Raw genomic sequence first — 20,580 nt, 5'->3', positions numbered from 1 at the left:
TATATTTTAAGTTAAAATTCAATGTGCTTAGGGTGAATCATGAAAATGTTTTTTGATAGTCAAGATTATAAGCTCCTCGGGATAGTCCGCGATATTCTTAATCGTGATGTTGCGATCGGCGAAGATCGTTACCTTCTTGCTCCTCATTTAAGTCCTCATGGTATCAGGGAACTGGTCGGATCTCGTGGTCTCAGGATTGCTTATTCGGTCGCGCATCTGCTTAGTTCTCTCGAAACTGAGGGAGTTTCCAGACGTTTGTCCGCTTTGCGTTCCTTACGTGATGAGGTTTTGGCAATGCCTAAAGGGGCGCTTCGCATGAATACTGCGCGCGTGCTGATTCAGATAATGAAGAAGCTGGTTCGCTCTGTTGACGATGAAGATTTATGTCTTGAACTGGCTCACAATTTTCATGAAGCGGCAACCGGGAAGCCTCGAGTTGTCCGCGAATTTCTTGACAGTTACTATCTGCTGGAAATGCCCGAAGAATGGAACCATATAGCCTTTGATCATCGCGTTCATGATGCAAACAGCAAGGGGCGCAAATCACCGACTCATTTAATAATGGATGCCTGGATCAAGGGTATCAGAAGTCTGACAGTTGTTTATTATAACCATGTCGGAGTGGTTGAATCGCGCGAGCTTTACGAAGCTGCCAGAATTATGGATATCGAAGTTAAAGTCGGTATTGAGTATCAAATACGCTGGCAGAATCGCACAGCAGCGCTTATCTGGACATTGGACGGTTTTGATAACGGGCGTGATTTTGAGCGGTTTATTCAATCAAAAGAAGTCGTTAAATTTTTGTCAGAAGGGCTTGAAGTTTCGCGTTGGTTGCAGAAGCAGGTGATCAGGTGTGTTCATAATTTTAATAAGCAGCAGCGTGTAGTCATTGAAGAAGATTTCGGGGTTATCTGTCCTGAAATATGTGAAGCTGAGTTTCTGGCATTTGTCGGAACCGGACAGCCTTCGTTTTTACATCTGGGCCGCTATATTCTTGAAATGCTCATGCCTGTGTTTAAAGAGCGGGTAAACGAACTGAAAGCTCAGTACGAACTTGCGGATGAGAGTGGACGGGTAGACATAAAAGCACTTGTTGAAATCATAAATAAATTTGATATCGAGACTGTTATTGAGCGGTTCATCTGTTCAGATGTTGCGTGCTCAATTGATGGACGTTTTATTGGATGTGAAACTTCTGACCCGCCTGAACTTATGAATCTTTCACCGGAGCAGTTTGTAGCAAGAATTCGCACTATAGCCTCGCAGAAAAGGATAACTCTAGTTCCTGACGGTCTTACTATCGCAGATATTATATGTATTTTATATAAGTGCGGCGGCATGGTCCGCTATATTGAAGAGCTGAATCTTAAACGTTTTTCACTCGGCACAGCTAAAATTGCGGAAGACGTTCATGCGTTGCGTCAAGCTCTTAATGATCGCAATCTGCTTGAGCTTAAAAATATAATTTCCCGGGCAATTCGCGGACTTGAAAATATGGGGGCCGTAGCGGATGAGGAAGTTCTTGAATGTCTGCATAATGTGCTTTCACATATGGGAACTTTTAGTGCCATGTATGGCGGAACAAGGTTGCAGGCACGTATAGGAAGCGGTTCGTCCGGTATTATTGCCAGTGCACGCGGTATGGGGTTGGTTGTTGCCGATACATTACCGGATAATGCTGCGAAAAAAGTTTTTACCAGTCTTGAAAAAGGTGAATGTCCGATTCCTGCTAAGGCTGAAGTCTGTCTTGATGTTGTTTTGACTCCGAAATCCTCAGACAGCAAGTTGTATAACAGGTCTATGCGTTTTTTACGGACACTTCCGCTGATAAACAGGTTTGGATATGAAAAATCAGAGGACTGGCGCCTTACCCGCTTTACTGCATGTGCAAGAAATAAAACAAATATAGCAATGCTTGGCGGACTCAGTGATGTTGGACACAATTTCACATTGGACAATGATTTAGGAAGTAAAAAGTCCAGATCTTTCAGATATATGAATTCTTCTTTGAAAAACGCACTCAAGATTTTGTGTGGTTTTATCCCCGCCTTTTTGACCTTTGCTTTGACTAAGGACTGGTGGCTTCTGCGTTTCTTCGGCGCATTTATCTGGTTCGGGATTACCGGCTGGCGTAATATTACTCAGGCAGTGCTAGGTGGTGGCGGATTTATTAGGTCACCACTTTCACGCTGGAATGACCATGTGAGCTGGAGCAGGATATCGGATTCTCTTTTGTTTACGGGATTCTCGGTGCCGTTGCTTGATTTCTTTGTTAAAACCCTACTTCTCGATCACGGCTTCGGAGTCAACACACATACCAATCCGATATTGCTTTATGCTGTTATGGGATTGGCAAACGGGTTGTATATTTTTAGCCATAACATGTTCAGAGGGCTTCCGCGCAGTGCTGCATTCTGGAATTTGTTGCGGTCCATAATCTCTGTGCCGCTTGCCGTCGTCCTTAGTGACGGAATAGGTCTTGTAATGGGAATAGCGGGTGTTGTGGCGGTAGATATGGTGCTTCAGACATGGGCTGCGGTTATATCTAAGCTGGCATCAGATATGGTTGCCGGAATTATTGAAGGTATGGCTGACCGCCATGACAATATCCGCATGAGGCTATGGGATTACCAAAGAACAATCAAAAGTGTTTTTGACTGCTATACCCAGCTTGAAATGATGTTTCCTGAACGTAATGGAAGGGACATGTTGTATGAGCCTGTAGAATTTATTTCAGAAATGCAAAGTACAGGTAGTGACCTTGAAAAGATTTTTATAATCAATGCCTTGGATTTGATGAGATTCTGGATGTTTCAACCTCGCGCACGGACAGCTCTTAGAGTCCGTCTGAAGAAGATGACCAACGAGGAAAAGTCAATTTTTCTTGCATCGCAAAATGTTTTGCTTGCAGATAAAGAGATAAGCCGATTGCTTGTTGACGGGTTGATAGGAAAGAATTTCGGCAAGCCGCTGGCGTTTTATCTCGACCATGGAAATAGTTATCTTGAGGCTATGAAGAAAGAAGTTTCAACTGCGTAGCTTGAAGTTGTTGATTTTTATACAGGTTAGAACCGCGGTTTTAACTCCGGGTTCTAACCTGAATAGGCGCTATTCAGGTCCCTTTTACGCTTTGATGTTAGCAATTGCTCCCTTACCGGCGAAATGTGCGCCGAGAACACTTTTCTGGAAATCATAATCGCTGTTAGTTGATGAAGATGATTGGCTGGAGTTCATGTAATCAAGTGTCTTTGTGACTACTTGTGCTCCGAACATCTGTTTCTCGGTTGCTGCCGAGATAGTAAATTGTCCTGAATTGATTGCTGATATGTCCATAAACACCCCCTGAAGATTAAGGGTACTAATCGCGCCTATCTGGTTTATCGGTAAAAGCGTAAATAACTTTAGGGTAGAAATAGAAAAATCCTCAGCTCAAAAGAATTGAGCTGAGGATTTAATGTGATCGTTATCAAAAAAAATAAGTTCTTTAGTTATTTAACCTGATTCCAAAGTTCGTTGAGTTCAGCAAGTTCCATCTCGGAAACATCTTTATTCTGTTCTCTTGCCAGATCTTCCATTTTAGAAAATCTTCCTAAGAATTTATTATTCGTTACATCCAGAGCGCTGTTGGCTTTAATGCCTTTTCTGCGTCCAAGTTCTACCAGCGCAAACAGGTAGTCCCCGAATTCTTCTTCAGACTTTGCGCTATCACCGGATTCAAGAGCCGCATTCCATTCTTTCCATTCACTTTCAAGCTGCTGTGTACATTGCTCGTCGGATTCAAAAGTAAAACCTGTGTGTGCGGCCTTAGAGTTGATGCGGTAAGACTTAAGAAGCGGTGGCAATCCCTTGGGCAGTGAGTCGAAAATCTTATTTGAATCGTCTTTTTCACTGCGTTTGATCTTTTCCCAGTTACGGAGCAATTCATCCTGATTATCAATTTTTGTTTCAGCAAAAACATGAGGATGTCTTCTGATCATCTTGGCTGAGCTGGAATCAAGTGAATCGGCAAGAGAGAAAGATCCTTTTTTTTCATATAATTCAGCAATGAACAGGAGAAGAAACATCACATCACCCAGTTCTTCCATCGCTTCTTTTGAATCATCTGCTCTTATCGCTTCTACCAGTTCAAATGCTTCTTCAATAACATAGTCACAAAGTGAACGTGGAGTTTGATCTTTGTCCCATGGACAACCGTCAGGACCGAGCAGGGCGGAGATAACTCCCTGTAACTTTTCGAGAGATTTTGAATTACTCATTTTATATAATTTCTTTGATTTGATTAGTTAATTGGGATTGTTCAGGGATCATGGATTTAATATCCAATGATTCCAAAATATTATCTGGAGCAAAACCTATTAAAAGGCTTGCGGCAGATATAACTTTAGGAGCTAGTTTTGATTTGGTGATAAAATCAGAATTAGGGGTAAAACTATTAAGAATAATAATAAGTATTCCGCCGACTAACACAGCTTCAACTAATCCTAAAAGTCCGCCTAGAGCCTGATCTGCCCAGCCCAGCATTGTTATTGTGAGAATCTTTTTAATAACTATGCCGAGCAGTACTGAGACCAAAATGGTGACAGCAATTATTGAAAGGTAGCTGAAAACTTTGACTGTTCCCGGTCCATCGAAAAAATTTCCGAAATAAGGCATTAGTTCTTGATGATATCTTGCAGCCAGATAAAATCCTAAAATAAGCGAAAACACAGAAATTGCTTCCCTTACAATACCACGAAGAAGTCCTCTGAAAACTAATCCTGCGGCAATAACTATAAGAATAATATCTAGCGAATTTAGAGCTAATCCTGCTGTATTCATTGCTATTCCGATGTTTAAGGTTGGTTCGCAGACTGACGGTAGAATTATCCGTACAGCTTTAACCTGTAAATTGTCAGATACGGATATCAGACCGCGCCGGAAATGTGAATAAGGGGAATTAAGTAAGAAAGAATAAAAAATATTCGAATCAAGTTAAAAATGAGGTTGTGTCATTCGGCTAACTCGGTTAATTCTCATTTAATTTTGGGGAACATATTATGTATAGATGTTTTCTATTTGGAGGAGTGCATGAATTTGATTGAGACGGAATTCCCCGGGCTTATTATTATTGAACCGAAGGTTTTTCGGGATGAGCGTGGATTCTTTCTGGAAAGTTTTAACAGATCTTTTTTTGTAAAAAATGGTCTGCCGGCAGATTTTGTTCAGGATAATCATGCGTATTCCAGTGGTATCGGCGTGTTACGGGGGTTACATTTGCAACTTCCGCCACATGCACAGGCCAAACTTGTATGGGTTACAAGAGGGATTGTTAACGATGTCGTGGTGGATTTGCGGAAAGGTTCTCCAACTTATCTGAAGTCATTCAAGATTGAACTTTCGGCTAAAAATTTTCGCAGACTGTTTATTCCTAAAGGTTTCGCTCATGGTTATGAAACATTAACTGAAGAGAATGAGTTCATGTATAAAGTTGATGCTGGTTACGCTCCTGAGAGCGAGTCCGGTATTCGCTGGGATGATCCTGATCTGGCGATTGAGTGGAAATCTGAAAATCCGGTTCTTTCTGAGAAAGATAATAAACTTTCAGCACTATCTCAGTTTGAATCACCATTTAAATTTTAGCTGAAAATTTACCATAAGGGCATTAATTGTCCACCGTATTCCTGTGTTGTGGATAGGGGTTTTTTCTGTTCCGGAGAACTTTGTGAAAAGTTTCATATTCTCTTGACATAGAAAGATTCTCTATTTTAGAAGATATGGCGTTAATTGGTTGTTTATGTTTCACAAAACTTAAGGAGTAGTGGGGCGAGGTTATGGAGGAGAAAAGAGCATCGAAGCAGTGTGGAGGCGTTCTCCCTTTCTTCATCGGTGTCCTTGCGAGCCTGGTAATCGGTTGGTGGGTTTTCCCGCAGGTTATTTATAGCCAGAAAACTCAGCCTATTGATTTCAGTCACAAGGTCCACGTTGACGGTGAGGGAATGGACTGTGAGTCGTGTCACACGTTTATGGAAGATGGTTCCTTTGCGGGGCTTCCTTCAAATGAGAAGTGTGCTGAATGTCACGAAGATCTTCTCGGTGAATCAAAAGCCGAAGAAACTTACGTGAATGAGTACCTTGCGAAGGACGTCGAGGTTCCATGGCTGGTTTATCAGTATCAGCCTGATAACGTATACTTTTCGCACATGGCGCATAAAGGCTTCGAGTGTACTGATTGCCATCCCGATGTTGGCAATAGCGACACCCTGCCGACGTATTACGAAAACAGGATAAGCGGTTACAGCAAGCAGACCATGAAGATGTGGCAGTGTGAACGCTGTCATGCGGAAGTTGGTACCAGCAACGCATGTTACGTCTGCCATAAGTAAGTGAGGGACTGCAATGGGTATTGATCGCAGAACTTTTATTCAATTGGTTACAGGTGGTGTTGTAGGTTCACTCTTCACACCTGTTATTTGGAAATCTTTGGATGATGCCGCTATTTGGTCTCAGAACTGGCCTTGGATTCCAAGGCTTAAGTACGGACAGATCACTGAGCAGGCTACTTTGTCCAAATTCGGCCCTTCCCCTTGTTCTTTGACGGTTAAATCCGTCGGGGGCAGCCCTTACGTTGTAAAGGGAAATGTCGAAAATGAAATGAGCAAAGGCGGCGTCGACGCAATAAGCGCAGGCGGTGCACAGCTTCTTTACAGTCCTTCCCGTGTGAATGGACCTATGAAAAAGGTCGCAGACGGTAAGTATGAGTCTATCTCCTGGGAAGAAGCTGAGAAAATGCTTTCAGAGAAACTTTCTGCCGTTAAAGGGCAGGCCGGAAAACTCGCCATCGTAAGTGGCGACGCTACCGGAACTTCTAGCGAAGTTTTATCTGCTTTTGCCGCAGGTATGGGAAGCAGTGATTGCTACCTGATGCCCGGTGATGAGCAGGCCGCAGCAGTTGCTTTGGATAATATGGGTGGCAGCGGACAGATCGGTTACGATCTGGACAATTCTGATTTTGTTCTGTTCATCGGAGCAGATGCAATGAACTCTTGGGGTTCTGTTGTAAGAAATCAGCGTGTATATTCCGAAATGCGTCCTACTGGCGAAGACTTGAAAAGCGTTTATGTCTATGCCGGACCTTTCTTGAACAGCACAGCTTCTTCAAGTGATAAGTGGATTCCTGTAGCACCTGGAACAGGCGCTATATTCAGCCTCGGTCTTGCATACCATATGCTTAATTCCGGATCTTCCGCTTCTGCCTCTGATTTTGCTGACTTCAAGACTTTGGTTATGTCCAGATTCACTCCTGATAAGGTTGAAAAAGCAATCGGTGTAGCTCCAGGCGTAATGGCCGGGCTTGCTAAGCAGCTTATGTCTGCTTCAGCACCGCTTGTTATTTCCGGTTCTGAATTCGGACAGGGCGCAGGTGCTGTTGATATCATCGCAGCTACCGCACTCAATATGCTCCTCGGCAGAGTTGGTGAGAAGGGCGGAATGAAGCTCCTCGCTGACCTTCCATTAGCTGTTGACTCAGCTGTCAGCCGTACAGAACTTTCCAGCAGAGATTTTGCTGGTTATCTTGCAGCAGTTGCTTCAGATAAAGTTAAAGCTCCTGAAGTGCTCTTGGCTTACGAAGCGAATCCGGTATATGCAATGCCTCAGGCCGACACCATGGCTGCAGCAATTGCTAAAGTGCCGTTCCTTGTAAGTTTTAGCACATGGATGGATGAAACAGCTTCTAAAGCTGACTTGATTATGCCTAATCCGCACAGTTTTGAGCGTTTTGATGATGCACAGACTCCTTACGGAGTTGGTGTTGCAATGCTCAGCGCGTGTGCTCCCGTTACAGAGCCTATCTATAACGGTAAGTCCACAATCGACGTCGTTCTCGGCGTTGCAAGCGGACTTGGTATTGATCTTGGATATGAATCTGCAGAGGCAGTTTTGCAGGCTAAGGCCGAAAAAGCTGGCGCAGATTGGGATTCACTTGTTGGAGGAGCAGCTTTTGTTTCTGATTCTACAGAATCAGGTTCGCTTAAGTTTGCAGCATCCGTTCTCTCTAAGGCAGTTGCTATGCCTAAGGGTGGCGAAATTGCACTGGCTCCTTATGCTAAGCTCAACGTCGGATCCTCTACAGTGGCTATTCCGCCATTGAACTGTGTGACAATCAGCAAGTTCGAGCTGCAAGGCAAAGACCTCTTCGTTCAGATTAACGGAGTGACCGCTAAGAAACTTAACGTTTCCGAAGGTTCTAAAGTTAAACTTACTGGAACAGGCGGAGAGTGTGTTGCCAGAGTCCACATCAACGAAGGCGTAATGAACGATGTGATAGCCGCACCACTTGGATTCGGTCATACCGCTTGGGACGTGTTCTCCCGCGGAAAAGGCGACAACATCTCCAAAATTCTCACTGTTGGCACTGAGCCCGGAACCGGCATGGCCGTCTGGACCAGTTCTTTCGTGAGCATCGCCTAAATTAAAGTCAGGGGATTCACGTTATGCAACAAATTGAATTTGATACTAAATGGACCATGGTAATTGATGTCGACAAGTGTACCGGTTGCGGTGCTTGTATGGTATCCTGCCAGGCAGAAAATAATATAGCACCAATGGAAGACGGTTCTAACAAACTGAAAACCCTTACTTGGTTGCTTGTTTATGAATTGAATAATGGAAAGGATTTCCCTGAACGGGAATCAGCATACCTTCCTAGACCTTGCATGCAGTGCGGAAAGCCGGCTTGCGTTCCCGTTTGTCCCGTAGTTGCGACTACTAAGGACGAAGAAGGCGGAATCGTCAGTCAGATTTATCCTCGTTGTATCGGTTGTCGGTACTGTATGGCTGCGTGTCCTTACCACGCTCGTTACTTTGGATGGTTTGATCCAATTTGGCCTGAAGGAATGGAAAAAGCACTTTCACCTTCAACTTCCACGCGTCCTCGCGGTGTTGTTGAGAAATGTAACTTCTGTCATTCCAGACTGCTTGATGCTCGTGCTCGCGCCCGTGCTGAAGATATGGATCCTAATAAACTTCCTGACGGTTGGTATAAACCTGCTTGTCTTGAAGCCTGCCCCACTGGTGCAATCTCTTTCGGAGACTCAAAGAATCCTGAACATAAGGTCCACGATCTTATTAAGGATAAGAACGCTTTCCGTCTTCTTGAAAGTCTCGGCATGGACCCTCAGGTCTATTACATAAGCCGTCGTGATTGGGTCCGTGAGCAGAGTGATAACCACTTGCCTAAAGACAAGCACTAGGAGGGAGGCAATTATGGATAGCAATCTCTTCCCCGAAGGCGTAACTCGCTGTGGACTACCAAAGTTTTCCTTATGGATGGCTTTTGTATCAATATTCTTTCTCTGGGGTGTTTATGCCGCTGTGATAATTTTCGCAAACGGTATCGGCGTAACAGGTTTGGATAACTACTTCGGGTTCGGACTGTGGATTACTTTTGACCTTGCGGTTATCGCACTTGGTGCCGGTGCATTTTTCACCGGATTTCTCAAGTACATCCTCAAGATTGATCAACTTAAAAATATTGTTAACTTAGCTGTTATACTTGGATTCTTGTGCTACTCAGGTGCAATGCTTATCCTCACCATGGATATCGGTCAGCCGATCCGTGCATGGTTCGGATACTGGCACCCTAACGTGCATTCCATGCTGACAGAAGTTATCTTCTGTATTACTTGCTACTGCACCGTTCTGGTCATCGAATTTATTCCGTTGATCCTCGAGCAGAAGCAGCTTAATAAAATTCCTTTCCTGCATCACTTTGCTCATCACCTTCACGTGAATATGGCTCTGTTTGCCGGTATCGGAACTTTCCTTTCCACATTCCACCAGGGTTCACTGGGCGGCATGTACGGCGTTATGTTCGGTCGTCCTTATGCTTTCCGTGATGGGTTCTTCATCTGGCCTTGGACTTTCTTCCTCTTCGTTCTTTCCGCTGTTGGTTCCGGTCCTGTTTTCACAGTTCTGGTATGTACCCTCATCGAAAAGATGACAGGCAAAAAGCTTGTGGATTACAAAGTAAAAGCTCTCATGGGTAAAATAGCAGGCTCCATGCTCTGTCTGTACATGTTCTTCAAGATCATTGACACATGGGCTTGGGCTACCGGTTACCTGCCTTCTGTTGGCTTTACTTTCGACGAGATGTTCTACGGTAACGTCTACGGTAAATGGCTGATGTGGACTGAATTAGGACTTTGCGGCGTAGTCCCTGCGATTATGTTGATTACTCCTTCTATCAGAAACAACCCCACATTGCTTTATACTGCTGCAATCCTCGATTGTATCGGTATCAGCATCAACCGTTACGTATTCACTGTTCAGACCATCGCTATTCCTGTTATGCCTTTCGACAATTGGGAGATTTATACTCCTAACTGGGCAGAATGGGCAACTTCAGGAATGATCGTCGCTTACGGTGCGCTTGCGCTCAGTCTTTGTTACAGGTATCTGCCTGTCTTCCCTCAGGAAGTTAAGCTGAACAGCAATAAGTAGTCGTAAGTAGATTATATTGCTTCTTAAAGGCCCGGTTCGTCATGAACCGGGCCTTTTCTTTTGGCTGTGTTTCGCCCTAAAATGTTAATCAATTTCAGGATGGAATATTGGTAGGATAGAGTAACTATTGTATTTTTAAGGTAACTCTATTTTGATTAATGTAAGCCACTATGAAAAGTAGATCTTAATTTGGAACTTTCTGTGTTTGTAAAGAGTTGATATGTTGATCTGCTAAGCTATTTGACTTGTAAGACGTCAGAACAATGGGTGTAATCTGCACGGAATATGATTGGGATAGAGTGCATAGAAAAGCCTCCCTAATTGCTTAGAGAGGCTTTTGAATCTGAATAGAATAAGTTGAATTGTCTTAGTAAGGTATGAACCAACTCATTCCTTTCATTTTAGCAGGAATAGACGGAATTTTCGGCTCAGGGTTAGCTGCTTCCCAGCACTTCTTTTCGTCTGTGATCCATGAAGGACGAGAAATACGGATGGAATTTCCGCTGTTTATGCTGTCGTCATTACCACTGAAATGCTGGAGAATCAGGCTTACATTACCTAAGTCATCATTGAGAGACCACTTCCACACTTTCAAGGTTCCGAAAGGATTTCCTCTCCAATCATTGGGTTTCCCGAATCTTTTTTCAAGCATGCCGTAAATGTTATTGAAGAAAGATAAACTGCTGTCAGAATATTTTAATTTTAATCTTAAAATTATATCTTTGCGATTACAGTCTCCAACGACAACATATCCACCATTGTAGCCTTCAAGCTTCTTAATTCCAATACGCTTGATGTATTCTTCCTGCCATGGTGATCTGGCAGAGTCCATATCCAGAATAGATCTAATTGTAGAAATATTCTCACCAATGGTAATTCCTGCAACTGATTCAGGAGCGTTCTTGGCAAAAGCCGAGGTTACCATGATCACTATTAAGGCAAGGCTTAACAAAAGTATTTTTTTCATATTTTAACTAATCCTCCGGTGGCAATAATTACTTTGCTCACACTATCTTAAATAAGGGTTAAGCCGATTGTGGATTTGCATCCTTCACAGCCGATATCATATTTAGCAATAAATCTTTCTTCTCTGTCGCTGATTTTATTAACCGCAGCTTTTAAGAATTTGTTGCTTATTTCAGGGTATTGTTCTCGGGCTTTCTCAAACTTGTCCTTAGTAAGGCGGATACAAACAGATTCAGATATCGCCTTGAGGGTAAAGAGTCTCTTAGAATCGCCTATTAAGGTCAGAGCTCCGACAAAGTCGTTTTCTTTGAAAGTCTGGATTGGAGTATCTACACCATCCAGAAAAGCTTCCATCTGTCCCTTTAAAATGAAGTAAGCTGACTGATCTACATCCCCTGTATTAAAGACCGTTTCACCGGTGGAGAAAGTCTCACGCACGCAAAGGTAGGCCAGAAGTTTTTGAGCTTCCAGTTCAAGTCCTGAGAAGTAAGGGACTTCTCTTATTATTTCGAGCTGTTCCTGATATTCACTTGTTTCGACGCTCATAGCTACTTTGCTCCGTGTATAAGTTCGTAGAGAAGGCCTTTTTTCGCGATTAATTCATCATAAGGCCCTATTTCCATAAGCTTACCAGCTTTCATTACAGCAACTTTGTCATAGTTCTTGATAGTATCAAGCCTATGAATAACTGAAATGAGAGTCGATTTTCCTTTCCATTTAGTTTCTAAAAGTCCCTGAATTCTGTTCTGTGAACGGTTATCAAGGGCAGAAGTAGCTTCATCCATAATCATAATAGGTGGATTCTTGAGGAATGTTCTTGCAATTGCAAGCTTCTGTTTTTGACCACCGGATAGTTTATCGCCCTTGGTTCCGACCTCAAATCCCATTCCAAGCTCGACAACTGTTTCCAGAAGGTCTTCCTCAATAAGAAGCTGAATCATACTCTGGTTGATCGCATCCTGAATTTGTGGATGATCTGTTTTCGGTTTTCCGAAAAGAATATTATCCAAAATTGTCTGCGAAGGGATGTATTCAGCTATTTTGAAGAAGCTGAAAGAATCCGGCTTTTCAACGGATACCTTGTTAAAGAACATCTGCCGTCCATCAAGAATGAGCGTTTTCAAAACAGATGGCAAAGCAACAATTTTATGTTTTCCCGGTATGAAGTTCAGGGCCAATTGGAGGAGCATGTCTCTATCTTTGCCTTTTATTTCCTGCAAAGTGTTATGGTCCAATCTGGCAGCAAGTTGCTTATATTCCTCAAAATCTTCTGTCGGAATAGGACTTTGCTCGAAGAAAATTTCTTCTTGAGGGAGATCACCCAAAATATCAACTGCTTGCTTAGCGGTTTCACGGCCAAGGCTGAGAAGAGGTGTTTCAAGCTGAGTTTCTTTTAAGAAATTGATAAAGTATTCGTTTGTGGCAAGGTTTTTACCTGCAAAACTTTTATCCTTAGCAGATCCGAAGATAATATTACCAGCAACTGTAGAGTAATCGAGGTATTTACCTTCCTGATAGAATTCAACATGTTCAGCAAATTTTTCACCGAAGTCTGAGTGAAAGTTTTTGCGAACCATCAGTAAGCGTTCGGATAGTTCTTTATCCTGTTCAGAATCCACAAGGGTGTTTAGACCGAATCTTAGAACATCCACAAAAATGCCTGCTTGCTGGATGCTTTCAATCATATGGTCCCGGCTTGGCATTTTCTGTTCAGCTTCCGGATCGCCTTCAAGTACAGCTGCACATGAATAGAGCAGATTGTCTTTTATGGACCCTGAAAAGATAAACGGTTCCTGCGCAACAATACCCATACTGTGGACCATGTCGGCTTTGGTCAGTTCTCCGACTTCATAGCCGTCGATTTTTACCGACCCTCCGGTATATTTGTATAGCTGTGAGACACATTGGGCCAGTGTACTTTTGCCACTGCCCGAAAATCCTACAAGAGCCAGTTGTTCGCCGGGTTTCAGTTTCAGGTTGATTTGTTTGAGCAGTTTAATGCCCCCTGAAACGGTGAACCCTAGGTTTTGAATATCAATGGCTCCAGTCAGTTTAATCGGAGCTCTGTCTTTAGGTTCAAGCTCAAATTCGGGCTCGAAATCAAAATATTCCATGACTCGTTCATAGCGGACAGTTGCGTCATTATGAACCTGATAGAAGTCCATAAGTTCTTTCCAAGGATCATAAATTTTTTCATAAGCGGAAAGAAAAGCAACAAGAGCACCAAGGTCGAATTTACCTTGAATGGCTAGATAACCACCGACAAGAAAGAGTAAAAATGGTCCAAGATTTTGGAAAAAGCTATTGAGAACCTTGATTCCCTGTTTGTAAAGAATCCATGTGATTCTGATTTTGAAAAGGCGGTCTACGAATGAACCATATTTACGGTTTTCAATACGGTATGAGCCGTTACCATGAATTTCATGTATTCCTGAAATTGTTTCGTTGATATGGCTACTGAGATTACGTGTTGTATCGACTCTCTGTTTATTGGCTCTGTTTGATTTTTTTTGGAGCTTGGGAACAAGATATATAACGAAGGGATACAGTGCGATTGAAATGGCGGCCATGGTCGGGTTCAAGTAGAACAAATACGTTGCAAATGTTATCAACGTCAGAACATTGGTAACCGGGACTGCGATTGATTGTCCTACATATTCACCTGCCGGAGCAAGTTCTGTTATCAGTGATGAAACAACCATACCCGGGTTTGCTTTTCTGAAAAAGCCTAAAGGGAGCGTGAGAATATGGGCGTAGAGGCCTTTTCGCATTTTCGCCAGAGCTTCCTGCCCTATGTAAGTCTGCAAAGTCGTAATTGCGTACTTTAACAGGCTGGCACTGACTACGGCTATTATGTAGAAGGTGCAGTATCTGACAAGTAAATCAACCTTACGCATACTGATGGCTTGGTTGATAATCAGTTTCTGCATTTCAAGAGGAATTACGCGTGCAGCTACTGTTACTAAAATTACAACCAGCAATATCATTTGTAATTTGAAATTGCTGGTCTTCACCCAGTACATAAGGGACCGTTTGGTGATCGTCAAAGGAAGCTCCTTAAAATATGCTCATAAATAAAAGATCAAATAGAATAAATTTGGTCAAAAAAATTTTATTCGTGTTGCTAAATTAAAATTTAGTAAATAAATAAACTGACTTTCAAAAATTTATTACCTTTTTGTTGACGCAGGGACAAGGGTTTTCTAACTTCATTGTAGTCAAATTGTTTTTTATTTAGTTTGGAAAAAAATAGAGGATAGAGATTTGGTTAATAATCGGCAGTCGCAAGTCGGCGATGATAAAATTTCTTCATTTACGCTGAAGGCTGATCTTAGCGAGCTAAAAATTCTTGCCGAAAAAATTGAGAACTTCGGTCAGCAAAATGAAATACCGGAGAAGAATATTTTTGAGGTTAATTTAGTTCTGGATGAACTTTTTACAAACCTTGTAAGCTATGGGTGTTTTTCGGATTCTCATTCTTTTGATATAGAGCTTATTTTAAAAGATGGCGTTATGTTTATCGAGATTAGGGATGACGGAAAACCGTTCAACCCGCTTGATATTCCTGAGCCTGAAATTCAATGTGATTGTGATGAAAGAAGAATTGGTGGATTAGGTATTCATTTTATGCGAAAAATGATGGATAGTATTGAGTATGAGTTGGGCAACGGGAAGAATATATTGAAGTTGACCAAGATTATTCAATAGTTTTATATTAATAAATAAATTAAGTCGTCTGCCGATTATCTATCAGAGCTGTCGGACGGGTATAATGGTAAGAAACCGGAGGATAAGATGGGCTTGGAAGTTGGTGAAAATAAAAATGACGGTGTTATAATTTTTGCGCTTAAAGGACGGCTTGATTCCAACACTTCTAATGATTTTGAAGAACGTCTCCTCAGCTCAATTCAGAGCGGAGAAAATAAAATCATTCTGGATTTTGAAAATCTTGAGTACATTTCCAGTGCCGGACTCCGTGTGCTTCTAAAGGCAGCAAGAGAGCTTAAAGGCGGCGATGGTAAACTTTTGCTTTGCTCACTGAAAGATTATATTCGCGAAGTCTTTGACCTGTCGGGATTTGTATCCTTTCTGCCTATTTTTGATACAAAGGAAGAAGGTATTTCGTCGTTTTAAAGAGAGCTCTTTTTAAGATAATTAAATTTCGGGTTTAACGGTTTTCGTGTTCTAAAAATTCGTTCTTATGATTCAATGAGTTTATTAAAAAAGTCTTCCTATCGATAAGTTGTTCGATAGGAAGACTTTTATTATTTGTTTATGCAGGCTTATCTCTTTCAAGTTTCTGCAGGTTTCTATGTCTTCGAAGTGCCGCTGATTTAAAATACTTATTTGTTGCCTTCTTTTTTTCTTTTAATGCTTCACGCTGCGCTGCCAGTTTGGCGGCATCATCACCCTTTGGTTTATATTTAACCTTAATGCCGCGGAAGGCTACAGAGATTTTTTTAGCTTGAAGCTCTTGGTCAAGATCATCAACAACTTCAGATTCTGTCGGGTATTGATCTTCGAAATTTTGTACCCAGAAATAAATTTCAAACTCAAGACCGAAGTTACCGAACCTTTTAAAAAGAATGCTTGGTTCTGGATCGCTCAATACCTTAGGGTGCTTTTTAACGATCTTGAGCATTATTTTTTTTGCTTTTTTAATTTTTGATCCGGGAATAAGGGTTATAGGAATTGCAACTCTTATACGCGAATCACGAAAATTAAGATTTATAATTTCACCTTTCAGGAAGCTGGAGTTTGGAATAATCACCATGCTGTTATCAAGGGCGCGCATGGTTGTGTTGCGAATGGAAACGTCTTCAACCCTGCCTATAAGTTTATTGCGCTGTAGAATATCCCCTTTCTTAATAGATCCGCCGAAAAGAATGATAAGTCCGCTTACAAAGTTGCTTACGATATCTTTGAGGCCGAAACCAATACCGATGGAAAGACCACTTGCAATCCATGTAAGGGCCGACATTGGTATTCCCAGCAGGTATAGGGATGAAAGGATAAAGACTACCCATACCAGATAAGATCCTATGGTCGAAAAAGTATGAGCTAAGGCGGATTCCATTTTGCGGCCGGCAATAGCCGTTGTGGATACCAGCGTTTTAAGCCAGAATAAAATCAGCCTTGAAGTAAAAAACAATATCAGGATGTAAAAAAGACTTTTTATGGATATGGCTGCGCCGGCAATATTAACATCCATATGCCTGAATACAAATTTTGCGAACGGCAGTCCGCCCATATATGCTGTCGCCCATGCAATAAATAAAAAGATAATTATTGAAACTGATAGTGGGTACAGCAACTGAGCCATTTGATTTTGTTGTATGGTTTCTATCGTGATCATTGCTTGTTCAGCAGGCTCCTCTTCCGTCTCGGGTTTTATTTCATCCTCTTGTTGCTCCACTTGCTGTGCAGATGTTCCAGTTGTGATCATTATAGTTTTAAGCGCGTTACAAATCTGGAGTGTTACGAGGAACAGGAACCAGAGTTGAGTCGAGATCATCGCTTCTGCGCCCAATCCGAATAGTGTCAAAATGGAGCCGATTGCTAGAACATACATCGTGATTTTTGATGTAGTTTTGGTTATTTTAAGTGATTGTTTTTTTCTATTTATACGGATCACTGCTAAAGCTGCGAGGCTGAAGCAAATCCATATTATCCCGATACAGTCAACCGGAACAGTCAGCATATGCAGCATGTCGCCTGCTGTCATCAGACACCAGAGAGTAAACATGGGGGTGTATATCAGCGGGGCAGGTTTGGTCTTTTCATTCGCCCATAAAAAATTGCGCGCGCAAATGATGATGCCCAAAGTTATTAGTTCGGACCATACCAGTCCTGTGATCTGGTTTGATGTAAAAAGAGTGATGTGGCGTGCTATAAATATGCCTGAACCTAAAGAGAGCATGAGCAGTCCGAAGTTGTATGCTGACATTGAGTGTTTGACGAAATTTGGGCGTTTGAGCAGTGTCTTGACGGATTGACGAAGAAGTATCCAGCAGACAATAGTTATGATGGACATGTAAGACATGAAATTAGTCCAGTTCACCCATACAAATAGTGGATAGTAAAATTTAGAATGGCCTTTTTTCCATTCATCAAAAGCATAAGTAATATCCTGCCAATTGTTAGCAGCGAGTAATGACGGCCCTGCTTCGAAGTAGAAGCTTTCCATCGAGTCGGCATAATGTTTTGTGGTCAGTTTAGTGTTCCGGGCAATTGCTGCAACCGTTTCGTCCGCGCGGGCAAGGGCTTTGTCGAGGTCTTTTTTTATGAGGCTTGAGTGATGGTGTATTTCTGTAAAGCTGTCTAAAGTTCGCTTAAGCAGGTTTCTTTTTACATTACTTTCAAGGCTGTCCTGAATATTAAGCTCTGAAAGAATGTCTATATCTTTTTTAATTTTTTTAAGACGGTTTTTTTCAAGAAGCAGATCTTTTTTGGCATACAATACATAATCTTCAAGGTCTTCAAGCTGCAATAAGATCGTTCTATATGACCAGGGGGTCCGTTTTGCTAATCCCCTGAGAAGTTTTAACTGGTCGAGTCGGTCTTTAGCTTTATTAATGCGGTAATCAAAAGTTTTGATCATTTCAGGGAGATGTTTTTGCAGATTCTGAACCGCTGCGTTTTGCTCGTTTATGTCCTGCTCAATGCCTTCGACCATGTAAGTCCATGTTTGTTTTGTAGATTCAGCACGTACTTCACTTAAAAAAGACACACTTAAAAGCAACAGGGCCGCAATGGCGAGAGTAATTGTATTTTTTATGTATATAGTCATCAGGGTCTCCGGTGCTTGACAAGTCCGGTATGTTTACGTTTAAGAATGTTGATCCGCTGACTGTTTCAGGTTTGTATCTCTTAAGCAACGCTTAGATTGAGTCTTCTTCGTTTAATACGTGATATCTTTTTTCAATACAATAATCCCGACATTTAGTTTTGTTTTTTTTAAAGAACAGCTTAATAATGCACTGAATTGAAATATCGGTGATGAAAACTTATAATTAACGCAATTCTAGGTTCCCGAAACAGTCTAGGTGTTTGTAAACGAGAAAACAAACATTTTATATATTACAGAAGAGCAATAGGAGTGGGTGTGAATAAAATTTTTCTTGTCGGTCCCAGAGCATGTGGAAAAACTACAGTCGGCCGGGCTGTTGCAAAGGGGTTGCAGTTTGATTTTTACGATAGTGACGCACTTATTGTTGAGAAAGCAGGTTGTGAAATTTCAACTTTTGTAGAAGCTAACGGGTGGGAAGCATTTCGTGATCTTGAAAGTGACGTGTTTAAGTCTTTGTCAGAGATTGAAAGAGCAGTTGTTTCGTGTGGTGGCGGTATTGTTGTTCGCGAGAAAAATTTTGAAATTTTGAAAAAAGGTTTTACTGTTTATTTAAAAACAGATGTTGATACGCTGGTTCAGCGTTTGTCAGCTAATCCTGAACATGGACAACGTCCATCGTTGACAGGAAAATCTTTGATGGAAGAAATTAGCGAAATTCTTGAAGCGCGTGAAAAATTATATTCAGGATGTGCGGCTGTGACTGTTGACGGTGCAGGCAGTGTGCAGGAAATTTGTGAAAGAATTGTCGGGGCATTTAAAATTATTGAGAATGGAGATTATAAATAATGAGTGGAAACACATTCGGCAATCTTTTTAAGGTTGTTACATATGGAGAGTCTCACGGTCCCGGCCTTGGTGGAGTTATTGATGGATGTCCTGCTGGAATTGAGCTGAATGAGGATATTATTCAACTTGAGCTGGACAGACGCAAGCCCGGGTCTGGTATTGCCGGAACCGCCCGTAAAGAAGCCGATAAGGTAAAAATTTTATCCGGTGTTTTTGAAGGTAGAACTACCGGAACATCCATTGGTTTTCATATTGAAAATACAGATCAGCGCTCTAGAGATTATTCAAAAATTATGAATGTCTACAGACCGGGGCATGCCGATTTGTCCTATGATGCGAAATATGGTTTCAGAGACTATCGCGGCGGTGGTCGTTCTTCCGGTAGGGAAACTGTTTCACGCGTTGCAGCAGGAGCTGTTGCACAGGAACTTTTACGTCTTGAAGGTATAACCTGCAACGCCTACACGGTGCGTATCGGTGGTATTGATGCTGTCGTCAAAGATCCTGACAGTGCTTATGAAAGACTTTTTTTCAGTCCTGACGCAGATGTTCTTGAAAAGTGGGAAAAGCGTATAATGGAAGTGCGTTCTGCTGGAGATACTTTGGGCGGAATTGTTGAAGTCTGCATTAAAGGCGTGCCCGCAGGAATTGGTGAACCGGTGTTTGATAAATTGGATGCCAGACTTGCTTATGCGTTGATGTCTGTCGGTGCCGTAAAAGGTGTCGAGATTGGATCAGGATGTTCTTCCGCGGATGCGACGGGTAGCGAGAATAATGATTTTATTAATGAGAAAGGATTTTTGTCCAACAATGCAGGTGGAATTCTAGGTGGTATTTCAAGTGGTCAGGATATTGTGGTCAGGGCCTATGTTAAGCCGATTCCATCCATCTGCAAAGAGCAGCAGACAGTTGATAGCGAAGGTCATTCAGCTGAGATAAAAATCGGCGGCAGGCATGATATTTGTGCTATTCCGCGCATTGTTCCAGTGCTTAAGGCTATGGCAATGCTTACCATTGCAGATAATCTTCTCCTGCAACGTAGAATGAAGTGATTTTTACAGGGAACATGTTAACAGCATATGTTCCCTGTAAATTTAAAATTATTTTATTTTTTTGAGCCTGACAGCTGTTCCAAAGCAGGAATAATATCTATCCCCTTCAGGATGAAACGAAACCAGTTCCCGGTAAGCGAGAATTGCATCTGCGTTTGCATCTATTGCCTGAGCTATCAATCCATAGAAAGCATTATCGCAGTTATAGCTTCGACAGACTACAAGCCCGAATGTTCCCATAACCTCTCGGTTAGGAATTTCTTCCGTTGTAACAATTTTGATTTTGCCGCCAAGATACAGATTGCGCGCCATGTCGAGCCGCTGTTCTTTTTTGGCATCTTCCAGAGAGCCACGTCCTTTTTTGGAAGGACTTCCAAACATAAGGGCCATATTTGAATCCTTTTTAAATCTTAATGATGAATTGATTCCTGCCTCAATTCGGCGTGA

General features: G+C 42.0%; 18 protein-coding genes. 10 read left to right on the top strand and 8 right to left on the bottom strand.

From position 1 onward, the window contains the following. Positions 1-39 precede the first annotated feature (39 nt). Positions 40-3,039, top strand: coding sequence for a hypothetical protein (locus tag JEY82_RS15060; RefSeq protein ID WP_304087088.1), 3,000 nt, complete (start codon positions 40-42; stop codon positions 3,037-3,039). An 84-nt stretch (positions 3,040-3,123) separates the two neighbouring features. Here JEY82_RS15060 and JEY82_RS15055 read toward each other — a convergent pair whose 3' ends face one another. From JEY82_RS15055 to JEY82_RS15045, 3 genes are all read right to left on the bottom strand, one after another. Next, on the bottom strand, positions 3,124-3,333 hold the full coding sequence (locus JEY82_RS15055; protein WP_092162276.1) for a hypothetical protein: 210 nt from the start codon (positions 3,331-3,333) through the stop codon (positions 3,124-3,126). 155 nt (positions 3,334-3,488) lie between these two features. Further along, on the bottom strand, positions 3,489-4,256 hold the full coding sequence (gene mazG / locus JEY82_RS15050; protein WP_304087087.1) for a nucleoside triphosphate pyrophosphohydrolase: 768 nt from the start codon (positions 4,254-4,256) through the stop codon (positions 3,489-3,491). A gap of 1 nt (position 4,257) precedes the next feature. Next, positions 4,258-4,818, bottom strand: coding sequence for a CvpA family protein (locus tag JEY82_RS15045; protein ID WP_304087084.1), 561 nt, complete (start codon positions 4,816-4,818; stop codon positions 4,258-4,260). 249 nt (positions 4,819-5,067) lie between these two features. Between JEY82_RS15045 and rfbC the strand changes: the two genes are divergently transcribed. The 5 genes from rfbC to qrcD all read left to right on the top strand — a co-directional run bounded on the left by rfbC (position 5,068) and on the right by qrcD (position 10,479). Beyond that, positions 5,068-5,619 (top strand): dTDP-4-dehydrorhamnose 3,5-epimerase, encoded by a 552-nt coding sequence (gene rfbC, locus JEY82_RS15040; protein ID WP_304087082.1) that lies wholly within the window; start codon positions 5,068-5,070, stop codon positions 5,617-5,619. 191 nt (positions 5,620-5,810) lie between these two features. Beyond that, complete coding sequence (gene qrcA, locus JEY82_RS15035) at positions 5,811-6,362, top strand: menaquinone reductase multiheme cytochrome c subunit QrcA (RefSeq protein ID WP_092162280.1); 552 nt, start codon at positions 5,811-5,813, stop codon at positions 6,360-6,362. Positions 6,363-6,375: 13 nt separating this feature from the next. Then, entirely contained in the window at positions 6,376-8,448 is a 2,073-nt protein-coding gene (qrcB, locus tag JEY82_RS15030) for a menaquinone reductase molybdopterin-binding-like subunit QrcB (RefSeq protein WP_304087079.1), read from the top strand. A gap of 23 nt (positions 8,449-8,471) precedes the next feature. Then, a complete protein-coding gene (gene qrcC, locus JEY82_RS15025; RefSeq protein WP_304087076.1) occupies positions 8,472-9,230 on the top strand; it encodes a menaquinone reductase iron-sulfur cluster-binding subunit QrcC in 759 nt (252 codons plus the stop codon). 13 nt (positions 9,231-9,243) lie between these two features. Next, complete coding sequence (qrcD, locus tag JEY82_RS15020) at positions 9,244-10,479, top strand: menaquinone reductase integral membrane subunit QrcD (RefSeq protein ID WP_304087073.1); 1,236 nt, start codon at positions 9,244-9,246, stop codon at positions 10,477-10,479. Between the two features lie 367 nt (positions 10,480-10,846). Here qrcD and JEY82_RS15015 read toward each other — a convergent pair whose 3' ends face one another. From JEY82_RS15015 to JEY82_RS15005, 3 genes are read right to left on the bottom strand one after another with little or no spacing between them, the layout of a single operon-like run. After that, positions 10,847-11,446 carry a hypothetical protein gene (locus tag JEY82_RS15015; RefSeq protein ID WP_304087071.1) on the bottom strand — a complete coding sequence of 200 codons (600 nt, stop codon included), beginning with the start codon at positions 11,444-11,446 and terminating at the stop codon, positions 10,847-10,849. A 47-nt stretch (positions 11,447-11,493) separates the two neighbouring features. Further along, entirely contained in the window at positions 11,494-11,991 is a 498-nt protein-coding gene (locus tag JEY82_RS15010) for a Crp/Fnr family transcriptional regulator (RefSeq protein WP_304087068.1), read from the bottom strand. Positions 11,992-11,993: 2 nt separating this feature from the next. Beyond that, a complete protein-coding gene (locus JEY82_RS15005; protein WP_369681168.1) occupies positions 11,994-14,492 on the bottom strand; it encodes an ABC transporter ATP-binding protein/permease in 2,499 nt (832 codons plus the stop codon). A 217-nt stretch (positions 14,493-14,709) separates the two neighbouring features. Between JEY82_RS15005 and JEY82_RS15000 the strand changes: the two genes are divergently transcribed. Together JEY82_RS15000 and JEY82_RS14995 are read left to right on the top strand one after the other, a co-directional pair. Beyond that, on the top strand, positions 14,710-15,153 hold the full coding sequence (locus JEY82_RS15000) for an ATP-binding protein (protein ID WP_304087066.1): 444 nt from the start codon (positions 14,710-14,712) through the stop codon (positions 15,151-15,153). Between the two features lie 87 nt (positions 15,154-15,240). After that, the gene (locus JEY82_RS14995; RefSeq protein WP_092162289.1) at positions 15,241-15,579 is read left to right on the top strand and encodes an STAS domain-containing protein; all 339 of its coding nucleotides are present in this window, start codon (positions 15,241-15,243) and stop codon (positions 15,577-15,579) included. A gap of 139 nt (positions 15,580-15,718) precedes the next feature. On the opposite strand, the gene JEY82_RS14990 is transcribed toward JEY82_RS14995, so the two are convergent. Further along, positions 15,719-18,235 carry a mechanosensitive ion channel family protein gene (locus tag JEY82_RS14990; RefSeq protein ID WP_304087060.1) on the bottom strand — a complete coding sequence of 839 codons (2,517 nt, stop codon included), beginning with the start codon at positions 18,233-18,235 and terminating at the stop codon, positions 15,719-15,721. A gap of 315 nt (positions 18,236-18,550) precedes the next feature. Here JEY82_RS14990 and aroL point away from each other — a divergent pair, with 315 nt between their 5' ends. Then, positions 18,551-19,081 (top strand): shikimate kinase AroL, encoded by a 531-nt coding sequence (gene aroL, locus JEY82_RS14985; RefSeq protein WP_304087057.1) that lies wholly within the window; start codon positions 18,551-18,553, stop codon positions 19,079-19,081. Continuing rightward, positions 19,081-20,133 carry a chorismate synthase gene (gene aroC / locus JEY82_RS14980; RefSeq protein WP_304087054.1) on the top strand — a complete coding sequence of 351 codons (1,053 nt, stop codon included), beginning with the start codon at positions 19,081-19,083 and terminating at the stop codon, positions 20,131-20,133. The genes aroL and aroC overlap by 1 nt, the downstream gene beginning before the upstream one ends. 48 nt (positions 20,134-20,181) lie before the next feature. Here aroC and JEY82_RS14975 read toward each other — a convergent pair whose 3' ends face one another. Beyond that, on the bottom strand, positions 20,182-20,523 hold the full coding sequence (locus tag JEY82_RS14975; protein ID WP_304087052.1) for a hypothetical protein: 342 nt from the start codon (positions 20,521-20,523) through the stop codon (positions 20,182-20,184). Positions 20,524-20,580: the final 57 nt, after the last annotated feature.

Origin of the sequence: Maridesulfovibrio ferrireducens (assembly GCF_016342405.1) — a bacterium.
Lineage (GTDB): Bacteria > Desulfobacterota > Desulfovibrionia > Desulfovibrionales > Desulfovibrionaceae > Maridesulfovibrio > Maridesulfovibrio ferrireducens_A.
This window is presented reverse-complemented; position numbering and strand designations above follow the sequence as displayed.

What these genes read in the sequence shown, in the direction of transcription:
- JEY82_RS15060 (WP_304087088.1), top strand. Translation starts at nt 40, where the DNA reads ATGAAAATGTTTTTTGATAGTCAAGATTATAAGCTCCTCGGGATAGTC.
- JEY82_RS15055 (WP_092162276.1), bottom strand. Translation starts at nt 3,333, where the DNA reads ATGGACATATCAGCAATCAATTCAGGACAATTTACTATCTCGGCAGCA.
- mazG (WP_304087087.1), bottom strand. Translation starts at nt 4,256, where the DNA reads ATGAGTAATTCAAAATCTCTCGAAAAGTTACAGGGAGTTATCTCCGCC.
- JEY82_RS15045 (WP_304087084.1), bottom strand. Translation starts at nt 4,818, where the DNA reads ATGAATACAGCAGGATTAGCTCTAAATTCGCTAGATATTATTCTTATA.
- rfbC (WP_304087082.1), top strand. Translation starts at nt 5,068, where the DNA reads ATGAATTTGATTGAGACGGAATTCCCCGGGCTTATTATTATTGAACCG.
- qrcA (WP_092162280.1), top strand. Translation starts at nt 5,811, where the DNA reads ATGGAGGAGAAAAGAGCATCGAAGCAGTGTGGAGGCGTTCTCCCTTTC.
- qrcB (WP_304087079.1), top strand. Translation starts at nt 6,376, where the DNA reads ATGGGTATTGATCGCAGAACTTTTATTCAATTGGTTACAGGTGGTGTT.
- qrcC (WP_304087076.1), top strand. Translation starts at nt 8,472, where the DNA reads ATGCAACAAATTGAATTTGATACTAAATGGACCATGGTAATTGATGTC.
- qrcD (WP_304087073.1), top strand. Translation starts at nt 9,244, where the DNA reads ATGGATAGCAATCTCTTCCCCGAAGGCGTAACTCGCTGTGGACTACCA.
- JEY82_RS15015 (WP_304087071.1), bottom strand. Translation starts at nt 11,446, where the DNA reads ATGAAAAAAATACTTTTGTTAAGCCTTGCCTTAATAGTGATCATGGTA.
- JEY82_RS15010 (WP_304087068.1), bottom strand. Translation starts at nt 11,991, where the DNA reads ATGAGCGTCGAAACAAGTGAATATCAGGAACAGCTCGAAATAATAAGA.
- JEY82_RS14995 (WP_092162289.1), top strand. Translation starts at nt 15,241, where the DNA reads ATGGGCTTGGAAGTTGGTGAAAATAAAAATGACGGTGTTATAATTTTT.
- JEY82_RS14990 (WP_304087060.1), bottom strand. Translation starts at nt 18,235, where the DNA reads ATGACTATATACATAAAAAATACAATTACTCTCGCCATTGCGGCCCTG.
- aroC (WP_304087054.1), top strand. Translation starts at nt 19,081, where the DNA reads ATGAGTGGAAACACATTCGGCAATCTTTTTAAGGTTGTTACATATGGA.
- JEY82_RS14975 (WP_304087052.1), bottom strand. Translation starts at nt 20,523, where the DNA reads ATGGCCCTTATGTTTGGAAGTCCTTCCAAAAAAGGACGTGGCTCTCTG.